12 protein-coding genes, 2 tRNA genes and 1 pseudogene are annotated in these 15,605 nt (G+C 60.9%); 10 read left to right on the top strand and 5 right to left on the bottom strand.

The features are described from left to right. Nucleotides 1–85, top strand: a tRNA-Leu gene (locus RE432_RS12225). A gap of 62 nt (nt 86–147) precedes the next feature. Here RE432_RS12225 and RE432_RS12220 read toward each other — a convergent pair. After that, nucleotides 148–582, bottom strand: coding sequence for a GNAT family N-acetyltransferase (locus RE432_RS12220; RefSeq protein WP_310933685.1), 435 nt, complete (start codon nt 580–582; stop codon nt 148–150). Between the two features lie 69 nt (nt 583–651). Further along, the gene (gene sugE / locus RE432_RS12215; protein WP_310934216.1) at nt 652–966 is read right to left on the bottom strand and encodes a quaternary ammonium compound efflux SMR transporter SugE; all 315 of its coding nucleotides are present in this window, start codon (nt 964–966) and stop codon (nt 652–654) included. A 169-nt stretch (nt 967–1,135) separates the two neighbouring features. On the opposite strand from sugE, the gene RE432_RS12210 reads away from it, so the two are divergent. Beyond that, the gene (locus RE432_RS12210) at nt 1,136–2,821 is read left to right on the top strand and encodes an FMN-binding glutamate synthase family protein (protein ID WP_310933684.1); all 1,686 of its coding nucleotides are present in this window, start codon (nt 1,136–1,138) and stop codon (nt 2,819–2,821) included. A 307-nt stretch (nt 2,822–3,128) separates the two neighbouring features. Then, a tRNA-Met gene (locus tag RE432_RS12205) sits at nt 3,129–3,205 on the top strand. Nucleotides 3,206–3,317: 112 nt separating this feature from the next. On the opposite strand, the gene RE432_RS12200 is transcribed toward RE432_RS12205, so the two are convergent. Continuing rightward, nucleotides 3,318–3,437 (bottom strand): type II toxin-antitoxin system CcdA family antitoxin, encoded by a 120-nt coding sequence (locus RE432_RS12200; protein WP_310933683.1) that lies wholly within the window; start codon nt 3,435–3,437, stop codon nt 3,318–3,320. Between RE432_RS12200 and RE432_RS12195 the strand changes: the two are divergent. From RE432_RS12195 to RE432_RS12180, 4 genes and pseudogenes are all read left to right on the top strand, one after another. Further along, nucleotides 3,436–3,711: pseudogene (locus RE432_RS12195) on the top strand (GNAT family N-acetyltransferase); the annotation flags it as partial. The gene RE432_RS12200 and the pseudogene RE432_RS12195 overlap by 2 nt on opposite strands. Nucleotides 3,712–4,034: 323 nt before the next feature. After that, a complete protein-coding gene (locus RE432_RS12190) occupies nt 4,035–4,703 on the top strand; it encodes an ankyrin repeat domain-containing protein (protein WP_310933682.1) in 669 nt (222 codons plus the stop codon). Between the two features lie 20 nt (nt 4,704–4,723). Beyond that, entirely contained in the window at nt 4,724–5,185 is a 462-nt protein-coding gene (locus RE432_RS12185; protein ID WP_310933681.1) for a nucleoside deaminase, read from the top strand. A 259-nt stretch (nt 5,186–5,444) separates the two neighbouring features. Next, entirely contained in the window at nt 5,445–6,500 is a 1,056-nt protein-coding gene (locus tag RE432_RS12180; RefSeq protein ID WP_310933680.1) for a linear amide C-N hydrolase, read from the top strand. Nucleotides 6,501–6,617: 117 nt separating this feature from the next. Here RE432_RS12180 and RE432_RS12175 read toward each other — a convergent pair whose 3' ends face one another. Next, on the bottom strand, nt 6,618–8,927 hold the full coding sequence (locus tag RE432_RS12175) for an autotransporter domain-containing protein (RefSeq protein WP_310933679.1): 2,310 nt from the start codon (nt 8,925–8,927) through the stop codon (nt 6,618–6,620). A 1,092-nt stretch (nt 8,928–10,019) separates the two neighbouring features. Continuing rightward, nucleotides 10,020–11,015, bottom strand: coding sequence for a helix-turn-helix domain-containing protein (locus tag RE432_RS12170; protein ID WP_310933678.1), 996 nt, complete (start codon nt 11,013–11,015; stop codon nt 10,020–10,022). A gap of 243 nt (nt 11,016–11,258) precedes the next feature. On the opposite strand from RE432_RS12170, the gene RE432_RS12165 reads away from it, so the two are divergent. The 3 genes from RE432_RS12165 (at nt 11,259) to RE432_RS12155 (ending at nt 15,590) form a co-directional block, all read left to right on the top strand. Next, nucleotides 11,259–11,801, top strand: coding sequence for a Chromate resistance protein ChrB (locus RE432_RS12165; protein WP_310933677.1), 543 nt, complete (start codon nt 11,259–11,261; stop codon nt 11,799–11,801). After that, nucleotides 11,785–13,050 carry an MFS transporter gene (locus RE432_RS12160; RefSeq protein WP_409079850.1) on the top strand — a complete coding sequence of 422 codons (1,266 nt, stop codon included), beginning with the start codon at nt 11,785–11,787 and terminating at the stop codon, nt 13,048–13,050. The genes RE432_RS12165 and RE432_RS12160 overlap by 17 nt, the downstream gene beginning before the upstream one ends. 152 nt (nt 13,051–13,202) lie before the next feature. Then, the gene (locus RE432_RS12155) at nt 13,203–15,590 is read left to right on the top strand and encodes a catalase (protein ID WP_310933676.1); all 2,388 of its coding nucleotides are present in this window, start codon (nt 13,203–13,205) and stop codon (nt 15,588–15,590) included. Nucleotides 15,591–15,605: the final 15 nt, after the last annotated feature.

The following is a 15,605-nucleotide window of genomic DNA, read 5'->3' as shown; positions in this document are numbered from 1 at the left end:
GCCCAGGTGGCGGAATTGGTAGACGCGCATGGTTCAGGTCCATGTGCCGCAAGGTGTGGAGGTTCGAGTCCTCTCCTGGGCACCACTTATGGTAGGCAAGCAGCCCCATGAAATCATTCGTGATTTCATGGGGCTTTTTGTTTCTGGCTACGCAGTCAGCGCATGGCGCATGGTCACGTGCTCGATACCGGCATCCATATATACCGGCCCCTCTGCCACGAACCCGTGCCGCGCGTAAAAATCCTGTGCGTGCAACTGCGCCGACAGGACGACCTCTAGATATTGCCTGACACGCGCTTCGTCAATCAAGGCGCGCAGCAGCATGGACCCCACGCCCAGGCTGCGGTATTCGGCGCCGACCGCCATGCGCCCGATGTGGCCATCGGGCAGCAGACGCCCCGTTCCCAAGGGCAGGCCTTCTTCGTTGTAGGCGACGGCGTGCACGCACACTACATCGTGCTCGTCCATTTCCAGTTCGATGGGAACCTGCTGCTCTAGCACAAACACTGCATACCGAATGGCCGCTGCGTCGGCCTTGCACGTATCCCAGTCGCCCAGGACGATATTTATATTCTTGTTCACAGAAATTCTCCGATATCACGAATGGGGCGCAGGCCAGCCCCTACCGCATCGGCCGGCCCCGGGCCGGGTTCAGCCGGCCAGCTTCAGGCCGATGATGCCCAGCACGATAAAGCCCACACTGAGCAGGCGGGCCACGCTGGCCGATTCGCCCAGCATGACAATGCCCAACAGTACGGTACCCACGGCGCCGACCCCTACCCAGACAGCATACGCCGTACCCAGCGGCAACTGCTTCATGGCCAGGCCCAGCAGCGCCAGGCTGATCACCATGGACGCCGCAGTACCAATCGAAGGCCACAGCCTGGTAAAACCTTCGGTGTATTTCAGGCCTACGGCCCAGCCTATTTCAAACAGACCTGCAATAATCAGTACCAGCCAGGACATTGATGTCGACATAACAGTTGCTCCGACAGGGGCCGTCCCCTTGCTTGGGTTCGCCCCGGATGTTCGAAGCGGCAAGGCCGTCCTTGCGGTTGAAGAGTCAGGTATTTTACCCTGTCTCCAGCCATTGCAACGGCCCGCTGGTCCCTTCAACCCTCAACACGGAAACGCCATGGATCGCCTCCTTACCCGCTACTCTGCCTTTTACGCCGTCATTGCAGGCGCCTTGATCTTCACCGTGCTCGGACTGTTCGCCAGTGCCTGGTGGCTGCCCTTCGCCCTGGTTTTCGCCGCCTTGGCCGGCCTGGGCTGCTGGGACTTGCGGCAAACGCGGCACGCCATCCGCCGCAACTACCCGGTGATAGGCAATTTGCGTTTCTTCTTCGAATCCATACGCCCTGAAATGCGGCAATACTTTATTGAAGACGACACCACTGCCCTGCCCTTTTCGCGCGTAGACCGCTCGCTGGTGTATCAACGCGCCAAACGAGAGGTGGACAAGCGCCCCTTCGGCACCCAGGGCGACGTCTATCGCACCGACTACGAATGGATCAACCATTCCATGGAACCGGCCCATCCCGACGCCAGCGAATTCCGCATCGCAGTCGGCGGCCCGGACTGTACGCAGCCCTATTCCCTGTCCGTGCTGAATATCTCGGCCATGAGTTTTGGCGCCCTGTCGGCCAACGCCGTGCTGGCGCTGAACAAAGGGGCGGCCCTGGGCGGTTTTGCCCATGACACCGGTGAAGGGGGTATCAGCCGCTATCACCTTGAGCATCAAGGCGACCTGATCTGGAACATCGGATCAGGCTATTTCGGTTGCAGCGACGGCAAAGGCACTTTTTCGGAAGAAGCCTTTGCCCAGCGCGCCCGCCAGGACAGCGTCAAAATGATAGAAATAAAGCTCTCGCAAGGCGCCAAGCCTGGCCATGGCGGCATTCTGCCGGGCGCCAAGGTCACCCTGGAAATCGCCGAAGCGCGCGGCGTTCCCGTGGGCGTGGACTGTAATTCGCCCGCCTTTCACAGCGCGTTCACCACTCCCCTGGAACTGATGCATTTCGTGGCGCGGCTGCGGGAACTATCCGGCGGCAAGCCGGTTGGATTCAAGCTGTGCATCGGCCACCCCTGGGAATGGTTCGCGATTGCCAAGGCCATGCTTAAAACCGGCATCACCCCCGACTTCATTGTGGTCGACGGCGCCGAAGGGGGCACGGGGGCCGCGCCTATTGAGTTCGTCGACCATGTCGGCACACCCCTGCGCGAAGGGCTGCGACTGGTACACAATACCCTGGTCGGCATCGGCTTGCGTGAACAGATCAAACTGGGCGCATCGGGCAAGATCATCAGCGCCTTCGACATGGCGCGGGTCATGGCCCTGGGGGCGGACTGGTGCAACAGCGCGCGCGGCTTCATGTTTGCCGTGGGCTGCATCCAGGCCCAGGCATGCCATACAGGAAAGTGCCCCACCGGCGTCACCACGCAAGATCCCAAGCGCCAGGCCGCGCTGGACGTGCCCGATAAGTCCGAACGGGTTGCCGGCTTCCACCGGAACACCCTGAGCGCACTCGCCGAGCTGCTGGGCGCCGCCGGCCTGACGCACCCTGGCGAATTGCGTCCCCATCACATTGCGCGCCGCATACCCAATGGCGAAGTCCGCGTGCTGTCGGCGCTGTTTCCGGACCTGGAGAAAGGCGAACTGCTGGAAGGAAAGTTCCGAAACACCATCTTCAGGACAGCTTGGCCCATGGCTCAGGCCGAATCCTTTGCACCCCTATATAGCTTGAGCGCCGCCCTGTCGGGCAATGCCAACAGCCCCATGCCCGAAGAGGCGAGCGAAGCCAACAAAACCAACGCATAACTTTTGATGTTAATAGATGCTCGCATAAAAATACTCAGTGTTTTCCCGGTCTTGTATGGCCAGCGGGTTGGCACTATCGTTAAGTCACTGCCCGATGGCAGTGTTGCTACCTTCTTCGGTAGCCATCCAACACAACCTTAGTGTTGTGTTAACTGCCATATCGGCAGTAAGGCCCCGCCAAAAGGCGGGGCCTTTGATTTTGCGCGGCCCGTTTCAAACCCTTCCCCGCTCCTTCTTGCCTTGCCCAACACACTTTTAATCCCCTTCTTGCATAGAAAGAAAAAAATATGTTAAAGTTTCGTGCTTTGGCGCATTAGCTCAGCCGGTTAGAGCGACGGAATCATAATCCGCAGGTCCCCTGTTCGAATCAGGGATGCGCCACCAGGATACAAGCTGCCCCGACACCGCAAGGTTCGGGGCAGCTTTTTTTGGGCTCTTCTTCCCCACAATCGGGGGATCAGGGCATTCATCAAACTCGGTGGCGTCTAGCGGCTCATCAGAACATCCGGTACTTCGCCAGCGGAAGGCCATGTTGCTCAACGAAAGCATTGGAGCTCTCGATGGCATCCTGGTTTTCTGCAAGCCAACGCTCGCTGCGCGTGCGTGCGACGGCCATCGGCAAAAAACTGCCACGCTATCCAACCGTGCCAGCGGTTCGCATGGGGTGTTTGGCCGTTGACCAGGCTTTCAAGGGACAGGGGCTGGGCGGTGCGCTACTGGCCGATGCGCTTGAACGCGCTGCCCGAGCCGAGATTACCGCCTTTGCCATGATGGTGGATGCCAAAGACGATGCGGCATCAGCCTTCTATCAGCATCATGGCTTCATTGCTTTGCCTGATTCACCGCTGGCCCTGTTCCTGCCACTGGCGACTATCCGGGCCTCAAAGTAACATTCCAGTGGAAACAAAGCGTCAACCGCATAGCAAAACATAGCATGTGCATTGCGGGGGATGAATGAAACTTTCTCTTCCGCCTCAATCGGGATTGCGGCCGATTTTCAGGGCAGGTTTTCTGATGGCGAAGCTAGGCGCCTTCGGGCGACATCGACGCGGGTTGCGCGGCATCCGGCCTCAAGGCCATCGCTGCGGCCAAATAAACTACCGGTTTTCAATAGGGTTACCTCATGCCCGGTCCAATATAAATAATCAACTAATTTAATTTCCAAATAATCTGTCGCCGAACTATCCTTTTGCTCAAACAACCTGGAGGTCATATGGTCAAGTCACTGGCCGCGATTGTCGGCGCGGCAGCCATGCTTGCAAGCACACACGCCCTGTCAGGAGCCGCCGTGAATCAATATCCCTTGCATGCCGCAGCGGAATACAACGATGTTAATGCCGTCAAGCAGCTCCTTTCGGAAGGAGCCAAGATCGAAGCGCGCGACGCGTCGGGATCAACCGCCTTGCTGGCGGCAACCCGGGCGAACGCTGTGGATGCCGCCCGGGCTCTGATCAATGCCGGCGCGGATGTCAACGCGAAAGACCGTATCAACGACAGCGCCTATCTCTATGCCGGCGCGCGGGGCCATCTGGATATTCTGAAAATGACCCTGTCGCACAATGCTGACTTGCAAAGCACCAACCGCTACGGCGGCACCGCTCTGATTCCGGCGGCCGAGCGCGGCCATGTCGAAACGGTGAAAACCCTCATCGAAGCAGGCGTAGCGGTTGACCATGTCAATAATCTGGGCTGGACTGCCTTGCTCGAGGCCATCATTCTGGGCAACGGGGGCCAGCGCCATCAGCAGATCGTCAGCTTGCTGCTCAAGGCGGGCGCCAATCCCGACCTCGCCGACCGGGAAGGCGTCACACCGCTGCAACATGCCCGTTCACGCGGCTATAGCGAGATCGAAAGCGCATTGCTGGCTGCCGGCAAACGCTGAAACGTTGAAAAGGATAAGGCATGAAGCAGGACACGGATTTACTCAGCCAGGCCATCGCCCTGGCTTATGCCAATATCAGGCAAGGCGGGCGGCCCTTTGGCGCACTGGTCGTCAAAGACGGCGAAATCATCGCCCAGGGCGTCAACGAGGTCGTGCAGACCAACGACCCGACCGCACATGCGGAGCTCATGGCCATCAGGGCTGCAAGCAAGCAGCTGGGCTCGGCTTCGCTGGCAGGCTGTTCGGTGTTCGCCAGCGGTCACCCTTGTCCCATGTGCATGGGCGCCATGCGCCTGGCGGGGGTCAAGGCAGTGACCTACGCCTACTCCAACGAAGACGGTGATCCCTTCGGCCTGTCCACCGCGGAGATCTACGCCGACTTGGCCAAACCGCTCAGCCAACAGTCCATGACGATCCGGCATGTGCCGACGCGCCTCGCAGGCCAGCCGGATCTATACGCGCACTGGAAGCATCATCAATAAACGGAAGCGCCGGCTCATGGCGGGGAGCTGGGCGGCTGTTTTGCATCTTGCCTGTGTCAGCCCGGTGGCACGCCTGACGGTTCGGTTTACGCCTAAAACCTATGCGTCGGCCATGCATCGTTCCACCAAGCATCCTGCGGCTGTCCCGTAGCAGGCAGGACCGATGTCGATTACCATCATGATGGCCACATCTATAAGACGGGCCTGCTCGGCCCGGTCCTGGGGCCGGCTTATCGGTTCTAAAGGAGTGCAGTTCAATATGATCCGATTTACACGCATTGTTGCCCTGCTGGCTGCGGCTGCGACGTTGGTGGCCGTCCAGGCGCAGGCTTGCACTCGCGTCATTTACCATGGCCCCAACGGAACCTATCTCACGGGTCGCACGATGGACTTCAAAGACCCGATCATCAGTAATCTTTGGGTTTTTCCCCGTGGCATGAAGCGGCATGGGGCAGCCGGGCCGCGATCGGTGGCATGGACGTCGACCTATGGCAGCCTGATCGTTTCCGGTTATGAAATCTCGGCGGTGGATGGCATGAACGAGGCGGGCCTGAACGCCAATTTGCTGTGGCTGGCCAATGCCACATATCCCGAGGACGATGGCGTTACGCCCCGTATATCGCTCTCGATATGGGCGCAATATTTTCTTGACCAGTTCGCCACGGTGGACGAGGCGGTCAAGCATGCGCGCGCCAAGCTGTTGCAGGTGGCCAGCGGTGAAGTGCCGGGCCGCCCCGGCAGTCTTGCCCCTTTGCATCTGTCGCTGTCCGACGCTACGGGCGACAGCGCGATTCTGGAGTGGATCGATGGCAAGCTGCACATTCATCACGGTCGCGAGTTCCGAGTGATGACGAACGAGCCCTCCTATGATGAGCAGCTCGCGATCACGCGCTACTGGAGCGGCGTCGATGGGCGTGCGTTTCTGCCTGGCACCAACCGTGCGTCCGATCGATTCGTGCGTGCAGGCTACTACACCGATGCGGTCGTTCAGAGCGACGATCCCCGCACCGCTGCTGCAGCGGTGTTCAGCATCGTCCGGAATGTCTCGGTGCCCTATGGCATCAGTCTGCCGGATGCGCCCAATCTGTCCACGACGCGCTGGCGCATCGTGGCGGACCAGAAAAACAGGCTGTTCTATGCCGAGTCCGCCACGTCGCCCAATGTGTTCTGGGTGGATCTCAAGCGTCTCGACTTTTCTAAGGGTGCCAAAACACATACCCTGGACTTGGGCGTGGACATGAACCGGACGCTTGCCGGCGAAGTGTCGGGCCAATTCGTTCCTGCAAAGCCTTTTGATTTCATGGAAGCCGAATAGAAAGCCGGCCTAGCCGCGGCGCGTCATGATCAGGCTGAATGCCTGCGGCGGCGATGCCGTCGGGATTGCGCGAAACAACCACCCCATCGCCGCCCGGATCCAGGACCGCCTTGCTGCCTAGAACCTAATCGCCAGATGTGCGGTGAAACCGTGGTCGCGGCTCTGGCTCGAGAGCTGGCCGGCATAGGTCAGACCGAATACGGCATCGGAAGCAACTTTGAAATGAAGGCCCGCTTCAATCACAGCACTGTCGCGAGCAAGCGGCACGCCAGTAACCGAGAAGGCGTCGCCCGCAGAAAACGCATGAGTACTTGTGGGTTTGATGTCTCCAAATGCGTGCCGCCAACCGGCCATGCCTGTAACGGTGGCATCGACCTTGCCGAAAGCAATGTCGCGTGCGGCGCGCATTCCCAGAGTGGTGTAGGTGATGTCAGTGTTGCCGCTGTTGCCGATGAGCGCCGCATCTCCGCCTGTCTCCGTATACCGGTTGGTATGCAGCTTCGCATGGGCAAGGTTGACAAAGGGTTCTAGCCGGGTGTTTCCGGCCTGAATGCCGTAGGCCAGCTCGCCAAAAGCCTGGAATGTCGCTGCGTCGTAGTCCCCGTCCAACCGCTCGTCGATGCCAGGGACGGCAACCGAGCGCCTCGCATCAAGCTTGTGCCAACTGTAAGCGGTGCCTATCCTGAACGCGATGTCGCCCCATTGCGTGCCGCCGTACAACCCCAGATGATAGTTGTCGCTGTCAGCAGAGGACTGGCGGGCATCGGCACGGATATGCGAACGGCTGTAGCCGCCAAGCAGCCCCAAACGCCAGTCGCCGACAAGACGGTCCGCGCCGATCAACAGGCCCCCTGTCGAGCGGTCAAGGCTGGCCGCGTTGCCATCTCCGTCCGTAGCGCCCCAAGACCCGAAGCCTTGCGACCAGAACACCGGGCCGGCATGATCGGCGGACACCGGCAGCGGCGCCTGGCCCACGCCGTAAGCAAGAGCCGGCCCCACCGATGCCCCGGCATGGCCGAAGGCGGCACGAACGCGGTCGTTGGCGGCATGGCGGATGAAACGGCTGTCTTCGATCAATGCCGACTTCGCCGACGCATGGATTTCGCCCGACAAGGCATCGAAACTGGCGCGGATGAGGTCGTTCTGTTGGGGCAACTGCACAATGGCGTCGTAGACTGGATGCGCGGCGCCCAAGCCAGCTATGCTATCGATGCCGTCGGCCGCGGCCCGCTGGTTGCGGGTGAGCGCAGCCGACGCGAAATCACGTTCGTTGCGCGCCAGTGCCAGGCCTACGGTGCCGGCGCCATAGTCGTACAGAAGACTCGGCGTCAGAAAGGCGAAATCCGACATGGCCTCGTCGAATTTCCCCTTCAGCGCACCGGCCGACAGGATCGTATAAGTCGAGCGCACATCATAAGCGCCGGCGGCGCCGATGTGCACCACCGAACCGCCGTTGAGCATAGCATCGCCTGTCACCACCACGTGATCGCCCTGGGTGCCTGCGGGGTTCACTTCCACGGCAAAGCGCGAGCCGGCCTCGAAGACCAAATCACCCTCTACCGTGAGCGCGCCCACCGAGTTGCCCGGCGCAAGCGTGCCGCCCAACCCAATTGTTGTGCTGCCCACCGTGCCCGTCCCACCCAGCGTGCCGCCCTTGGACACGCTCATGAATGCTCCGGGCATCTTGGCATCCACCACTAGCCGGCCGCCGCGTATCGTCCACGGCATGGCGTTGACGTTTGTGCCTGTCAGGCGCCAGCTTCCGGCGCCTGTCTTGTCGAAAGCGGCAAAGCCGGCATACTGAACGGCCGGCCCACCGCTGCCCACTGCGCCGACCAGGGCGGAGACATCAAAGGCTTGCGCCGGGGCAGCATTGCCGCCCAGCACCAGTGTGTTCGCCGCGCCAGCGGCCACGACATGTCCTGTGAAGGCATAGCCCGCGCGCAATTCCAGCGTATTGGCGTTGCCAGTGATGGACACGGCATGCGCTTGCACGCCATCAGCGGAAAGCCCGCCGCCGATACGTCCAGCATTGACGAGGACATTGCCATGCCCCTGAATCGCGATGCCATAACCGCCAACACCGGCCGCGCCCGCATTTGCGTTTTCGCTGGCGCCGCCCGCCGCACCTGCGCCGCCGTGTATCAGGCCCGTGTTAACCAATTGGGAGCCATCGCCCGTCAAGGCCATGCCGTGCCCGCCGGCGCCGCCTCGGCCGCCGTCAAACTCTCGTGCGTAGCCACCGACGCCGCCGTTGCCGCCGCGTACCTTCCCGGCATTGCCCAAGTATGCGCCAGTTCCCGCCAGCGATATGCCCTGGCCTCCCGCAGCGCCTGTGCCGCCCCAATGGGTAACGCTGGAGACAACGGAACCGCCATCTCCCCCCGACACCGTGCTACCCGCATCCAAGCGAACCCAGTTACGCACGCCAATCGCTGGGCCCACCACTATCCCGTGACCACCTTCCCCGCCACCACCCGTACTGGCGCTGCCTAAGCCACTGTCTCCACCCTTGCCACCTGCGATGTGCGAGCTCGTGATATTCAATTCAATTCCGGGAAGCGCGCGGATACCATGCCCTCCACCGCCGCCCCCGCCGCTGAAGTAACCTAATCCGCCGTGACCGCCTTGGCCACCCTGGATCATGATGCCATTGGCTTCGTATTTACCGGAGCCGGACAAGAAGGCGCCGCTGCCGCCGCCTCCGCCGCCGCCCGCAGGGGCACCCGGACCACCCTTGCCACCCGTTCCGCCCGCTCCGCCAGCGCTATCCGACAACAAGCCTCCTGGTGCGGCCTCCTGCCCATAGCCTCCTCCGCTTGCGCCGCCACCGGTGCCCTCTGGAAATGCTGTACCGCCGCCTCCGCCGCCACTATCGCTGCCGCCACCGCCCCCCCTAAATAATTGGGACCGTTGCGTCCTCCATGACCGCCATTGCCCCCGCCGTTCGATTCCGTTAGTGAACTGTCGCCGCCACGGCCCGGTGCTGCGCCGGCGCCGTCCGCACCGCCACCAAACATAGTACCCGCGCCGCCTTCACGGCCAGGGATATTGGCGCCGCCCGCACCCGCAGAGCCAATCAATCCTGGCGCGCCATCATCGCCGTCCACCCCCCGCAGCACTGCCGCATCCGCGGCAACAACCGGCATCAGCCCCAAGCTGCCCGCCAACAAGACCCGGTGCCATGTGACCCAGAGGTCTCTGGCAAGGCGCTTCGCTATGATTCCTTCAGCCATAGGGCTGGAACAACGCGACACCCGGTTGAAGTAAACACGCGTCGCCCAGATTCCCCTTCGCATGACGCCCCCTCCTCTGTTGCCGGTTTGCAAGCCGGCAGCGTGCATTAACCTGACCGAAAGCCAAGAAAGATATTATTGGTTACAGTGTAATTATCTTAAGGGCAGAGAAATAATCAGTGCGTTCAAGAAATGAAATCCTTGCGTTTCACAAGGCGGTTTTTGACTTGTTTTTACCGTGCCTGGCGTCTGGAAACCAGACTGCCTGCCGTCATGCGGCCGTTCACTTTTCCCCTGCGCGCGCCTCGCGCGGACTTAGCCCAAAGCGTTTGCGAAACAGCCTATTGATATTGGGCACATCATAAAGGCCACAACGCTGAGCCAGAGCATAAATGGGCACATGACGCGTGTCCTGCTGAAGAAGGCGAAAAAACTGCTGGAGGCGAAGCTCGCGAATATAACCCTGTACCGATAGCTCATGACCGTCAAAGAGCCGGTAAAGCGTGGAACGCGAACAACCGATAGCTGCCGCGACGGCGTCCGGGCCAAGATCCGGGGCCGTCAGATGACGCCTGATGTAGCGCTGCGCGGCCGCGAACAACCCCGCGCTCGATCGCTCTGTTCCTTGCAGTGTCTTAGAGAACGCAGCCTCTATCGTGGACAGCGCAAATGACTCGGACGCGTCAAGCAAGGCGAGCTGCTCGCCAGGGTCCAACCCCTCCGCTATTCTGGGGAACTGCTGTAAATGGTCGCTTAGCAGCCCGGCCAAACGGGAACTGGCGAGCGCAGCATTGATCTGCGCCGGTTTGGGCAGCGCGCCCGGAAACACCGATTTAAGCAAAGAGCGGGAAAGATCGAGCTGGATGAATGCGTGCCGGGAAAGGTACAGCGATGTGGGATGCAAGCCGTCCAGCAGGAAGAAACCGCCCTTGGTGATTGTCGCCGCCTCGCCGCCATCATAGGCGCAGTGTGCCTGTCCATCCAGCATGAGAATCAAAGCCAGCTCGTCGAACGGGGCATTCCGGATGGTGTGCGCCGTCAAGTGCACATTCAAGCCATCCGATTCGGTGTAGTGCATTTCGCCGGTCGCGGTGGCCAGCGAGGTGACCTTTGCCCGAAAATCCTTGCGCTGCTGCGCGTCGGGAGAACCGACATTGAAGGTTCGAACGACATCGCTGACCCAGAAATCGAAACGGGCGGCGGGCGCGACGTTGTCGGTTGACACCTGCTGAAACAGACGCCGCTCCGGCCGTCCCTGTGAAAAAGCGTGATGTTCCACAATGCCTTCCCCGACTTTTGATTCTTGTTAGACCTAGGGTTTGGGTCGATGCAACTCAAACGGCGGACGATGCCCGCCCTGTCGATGAACGGTCAAGAATACTGGAGTTTGATGCAGCCTGCCAACCATATATACATGGGGCAATGGCCGAATACTCTGCCTTTCGAGCCGCCTGGACTTGATACCGCGCATACACATATAATGCAACGATCGTTTCATTACAAATGAACTAAAGAGCGCATCATGCAAGCCCTGAATTGGCTTCTCCTTACCTATAAAGTGCCGTCGGAACCCACCACGAAACGTATCGCGTTATGGCGCCGCATCAAGGGCATGGGGGCCGTCTATCTGCAGAACGGCGTGTGCCTGCTGCCCAAGACCGAAGACCACGCACGCCGCTTGAAAATGATGGAGAACGACATCGCCAAGATGGGGGGCGACTGCGTCATCCTGGAGACCGTCGCCCTGGACCGCGCCCAAGAGGAAAAGGTGGTCGCCCGCTTCAAGGCGGATCGTGACGATCAATATCGCGAGTTCCTTGGACGCTGCGCCGATTTCGAAGCCGAGATCGCCAAAGAGGTCGCGATCCAGAAATTCACGTATGCGGAGCTCGAGGAAGAAGACACCGACCTGAAGAAGCTGCAGGGCTGGTTCGCCAAGATCCGCAAGCTCGATTTCTACGGAGCCGCCCTTGCCGAAGAAGCGGCGCAGCGGCTTGAAGGCTGCGAAGCCCTGCTCGATGCCTATGCCAGGCAGGTCTTCGAGGCGCATGATGAAAACCGCTGAGCAAGGCTCGACCACAACGGCAGCGGGCGATTCACCGGCCGGCACCAGGCACGGCACGGGCTGGCGCGCTATCCCCGGCGGCATCTGGGCGCTGGGTTTCGTCTCCATGCTGATGGATATCTCGTCCGAGATGATCCATGCGCTGCTGCCGATCTACATGGTGACGGTGCTGGGCACGTCGGTACTGGCCGTGGGCCTGATCGAAGGCATTGCCGAAGCCACGGCCTCGATCACCAAGGTGTTTTCCGGCGCGTTGAGCGACCGGCTGGGCAAGCGCAAGCTGCTGGCCGCGCTGGGATACGGGCTGGCGGCGCTGACCAAGCCCATCTTTCCGCTGGCGATGACGCTGGATTGGCTGACAGGCGCTCGTTTCATCGACCGTGTCGGCAAAGGCATACGCGGCGCGCCGCGCGATGCGCTGGTCGCGGACATTACCCCTGCCCCGCTGCGGGGCGCAGCCTTCGGCCTGCGCCAGACACTGGATACTTTCGGTGCGTTCCTGGGGCCGCTGCTGGCCATCGGACTGATGTGGCTGACAGCGAACCACTTCCAGACCGTGTTCTGGATCGCGGTGATACCGGCCTTCTTGTCCATCGGCGTCCTGCTGCTGTTCGTGCGCGACCCCAAGCACGCGCAGGCGCCACGGCGGGTGCGCGCGCCCTTGAGCCGGCGTGAACTTGCACGCCTTGGGCCGGCCTATTGGTGGGTCGTGGGCGTCGGCACGATCTTCACCCTGGCGCGCTTTAGCGAAGCATTCCTGATCCTGCGCGGGCAGGCCGCCGGGCTGGCGCCCATGTGGACTCCTGCCGTCCTGGTGGTCATGGGCCTGGCGTTCTCGCTGTCGGCCTATCCGGCCGGCGCGCTGTCTGATCGCGTTGGCCGGATGGCCGTCCTGGGCACCGGCTTGATTTTGCTGGTGGCCGCCGACCTTGTCCTGGCCTTTGCCCCAGGACTGGGCGGGCTGACGGCCGGGGTCGTGCTGTGGGGTCTGCACATGGGGTTCACGCAAGGGATATTCGCGGCATTGATTGCCGACAGCGCGCCGGCCGAACTGCGCGGCACAGCGTTCGGCATGTTCAACCTGCTGACCGGCCTGGCCCTGCTGCTGGCGAGTGTAATTGCTGGAGGCCTGTGGGATATAGGGGGCTACCAGACCACCTTCCTGGCCGGGGCCGGGTTTGCGGCGCTGACCCTGCCCGGGCTGCTTGTGCTCCGGGCCAAACTGCCGACGGTCCGCCACCCAGCGTGACGGTTGGCATCGCTGTTACGCTTGGTGAGCTTTTTTTGGCGGGAAAGGGATACCATGACCTTCACGCACTAAAGCAAACCAAAACAATTTTTCCTTTATCTCTTGGAGTACCCCGTCCCGATGTCCTAATCTCAACGCTCAAGGAGCCAGTCATGGCAACAGGCAAACGCAAGCAGTCCAAGACCCAGGAACAAGCCGCGGTCGATACCGCTTATTTCAATTCGGATAGCGGCCCGGCACTGCCTCCGGCAACTGAATCCAAGCACCCCGCCCTGAAACAAGCCCGTGCGGTTGGCGATTTGGTAGACAGCCTGCCAGAGAATGCCAATAAGGCCGCTGAATATGGCGATGCATCGTCTGCCCCCCTCGCCGGGCAGACGTCCAAGCCTGCAGATGAGTCAGCCTCGGCAAGCACCTTGTCCGAAAAGAACATATCCGGAAAAACCGGCGCAAAGGCAGCCGCCGGCGTCAATGCCGCAGATGGCGGCCTTCCTCGAGTACGGGCTGATAATAGCGGCCAAGCCATGACGACCAATCAGGGCGTGCCGGTTGCCGATAATCAGAGTTCGCTCAAGGCCGGCCTGCGCGGCCCTGCGCTGCTGAAAGACTTTATCCTTCGCGAAAAAATCACTCACTTCGACCATGAGCGGATTCCAGAGCGTATTGTGCACGCTCGCGGTTCCGCCGCTCACGGTTATTTTGAATGCTACGAAGCCTTGACAGAGCTGACCTGTGCGTCGCCCTTTGCCGAAGCCGGCAAACAGACGCCCGTCTTTGTAAGGTTCTCGACCGTCGCAGGCGAGCGCGGGTCCAAGGACACCGCCCGGGACGTGCGCGGCTTTGCCGTCAAGTTTTACACCGACCAAGGCAACTGGGATCTCGTGGGCAACAACATTCCGGTGTTCTTCATCCAGGACGCCATGAAGTTCCCCGATCTGGTACACGCTGTAAAGCCCGAGCCCCATCACGGTATGCCGCAGGCTGCCTCCGCGCACGATACTTTTTGGGATTTCATCTCCCTTATGCCCGAGTCCATCCATACGGTTACCTGGGTGATGTCTGATCGCGGCATTCCCAGAAGCTACCGCATGATGCAGGGCTTTGGCGTTCATACCTTTCGTTTCGTCAACGCGCAAGGCGAATCCAAATTCGTCAAATTCCACTGGACCCCCCTGTTGGGCACACACTCCCATGTATGGGATGAAGCCGTCAAGATATCCGGCGCCGACCCGGATTACCACCGCCGCGATCTATGGGAAGCGATAGAGGCAGGCGAATACCCAGAGTGGGAACTGGGCGTACAAGTCTTCGATGAAGCGCAGGCCGAGCAATTCAGCTTCGATGTGCTGGATGCCACCAAACTGATCCCCGAAGAGCTGGTGCCGGTCACCCCGATCGGCCGCATGGTACTTAACCGGAATCCGGACAACTTCTTTGCCGAGACCGAGCAGGTCGCCTTCTGTACCGCGCACGTCGTTCCCGGCATTGATTTTACGAACGATCCCCTGCTGGCCGGCAGAATTCACTCCTATGTAGATACTCAGTTATCGCGCCTGGGAGGGCCCAACTTCCACGAAATCCCTATCAATGCGCCAGTCGCCCCCATTCATAACAACCAGCGCGATGGCATGCATCGCCAGGCCCTTCACCGCGGCCGTGTCGCCTACGAACCTAACTCCCTGGCCGGCGGCTGTCCGTTCCAGGCCGGGGCAGCAGGCTACATACCGTTTCCCGAACCCATTGCGGGCGAGGAGCTGCGCGGCAAGCCCGAGAAATTCGCAGAGCACTACAACCAGGCCAGTCTGTTCTACGAGAGCCAGACCGAGCATGAGCAACGCCACATCATCGATGCGTTCTCGTTCGAACTGAGCAAGGTAACCGTGCCTGGCATCCGCCAGCGCACCGTGGCGATGCTGGGCAACGTTTCCGGAGCATTAGCCAGCGCTGTCGCAACCAACCTGGGCATGCCCACACTGCCCGAGCCCCTTCCTAAGGCGAAGGCAATCAAGCCGGAAGTCACACGCTCGGAGTTTTTATCCTTGACCGCAAGGCCAGGCAACGGAGGCATACGCACACGTAAAGTTGCGTTGATGGTGGCCGATGGTGTCAGTGCGGCAACGGTCGGCCAGATCGCCAAAGCATTGATCGCCCAAGGCGCTGTCGTGCGGCTGGTCGGTCCACATATTGGCCTGATACCTACCGATGGCGAAACGCACATCGATGCCGATGCCTCATTTGCGAATAGTCCATCGTCTTTGTTTGACGCGATCGTCGTGCCCGATGGAGATGATGCGATCGACGCGCTCTGCAAGGACGGGCAGGCGCTGGAATACCTGCGCGACCCATTCAGACACGGGAAACCGGTGATGGCGATCGGCGCAGGCGTTCGCCTGATCGAACAGGCGGGCATACCGATCGACCCGCAGGACAAGGGCATGGTCATTGCAGACGGCCCCGACAAAAGCGGGCTGGCCGCATTCATCAAAGCCCTTGGACAGCACCGCCACCCTGCGCGGGAAACAGATCCGCCAGCCGTATAAGCCGAAAGCGTGCCA

The sequence above is a fragment of the Pusillimonas sp. SM2304 genome (assembly GCF_031628915.1).
In the GTDB taxonomy this organism is placed as follows: domain Bacteria; phylum Pseudomonadota; class Gammaproteobacteria; order Burkholderiales; family Burkholderiaceae_B; genus Pusillimonas_C.
The sequence above is the reverse complement of the archived record's forward strand: the minus strand, read 5'-3'. Positions and strand labels throughout refer to the sequence as shown.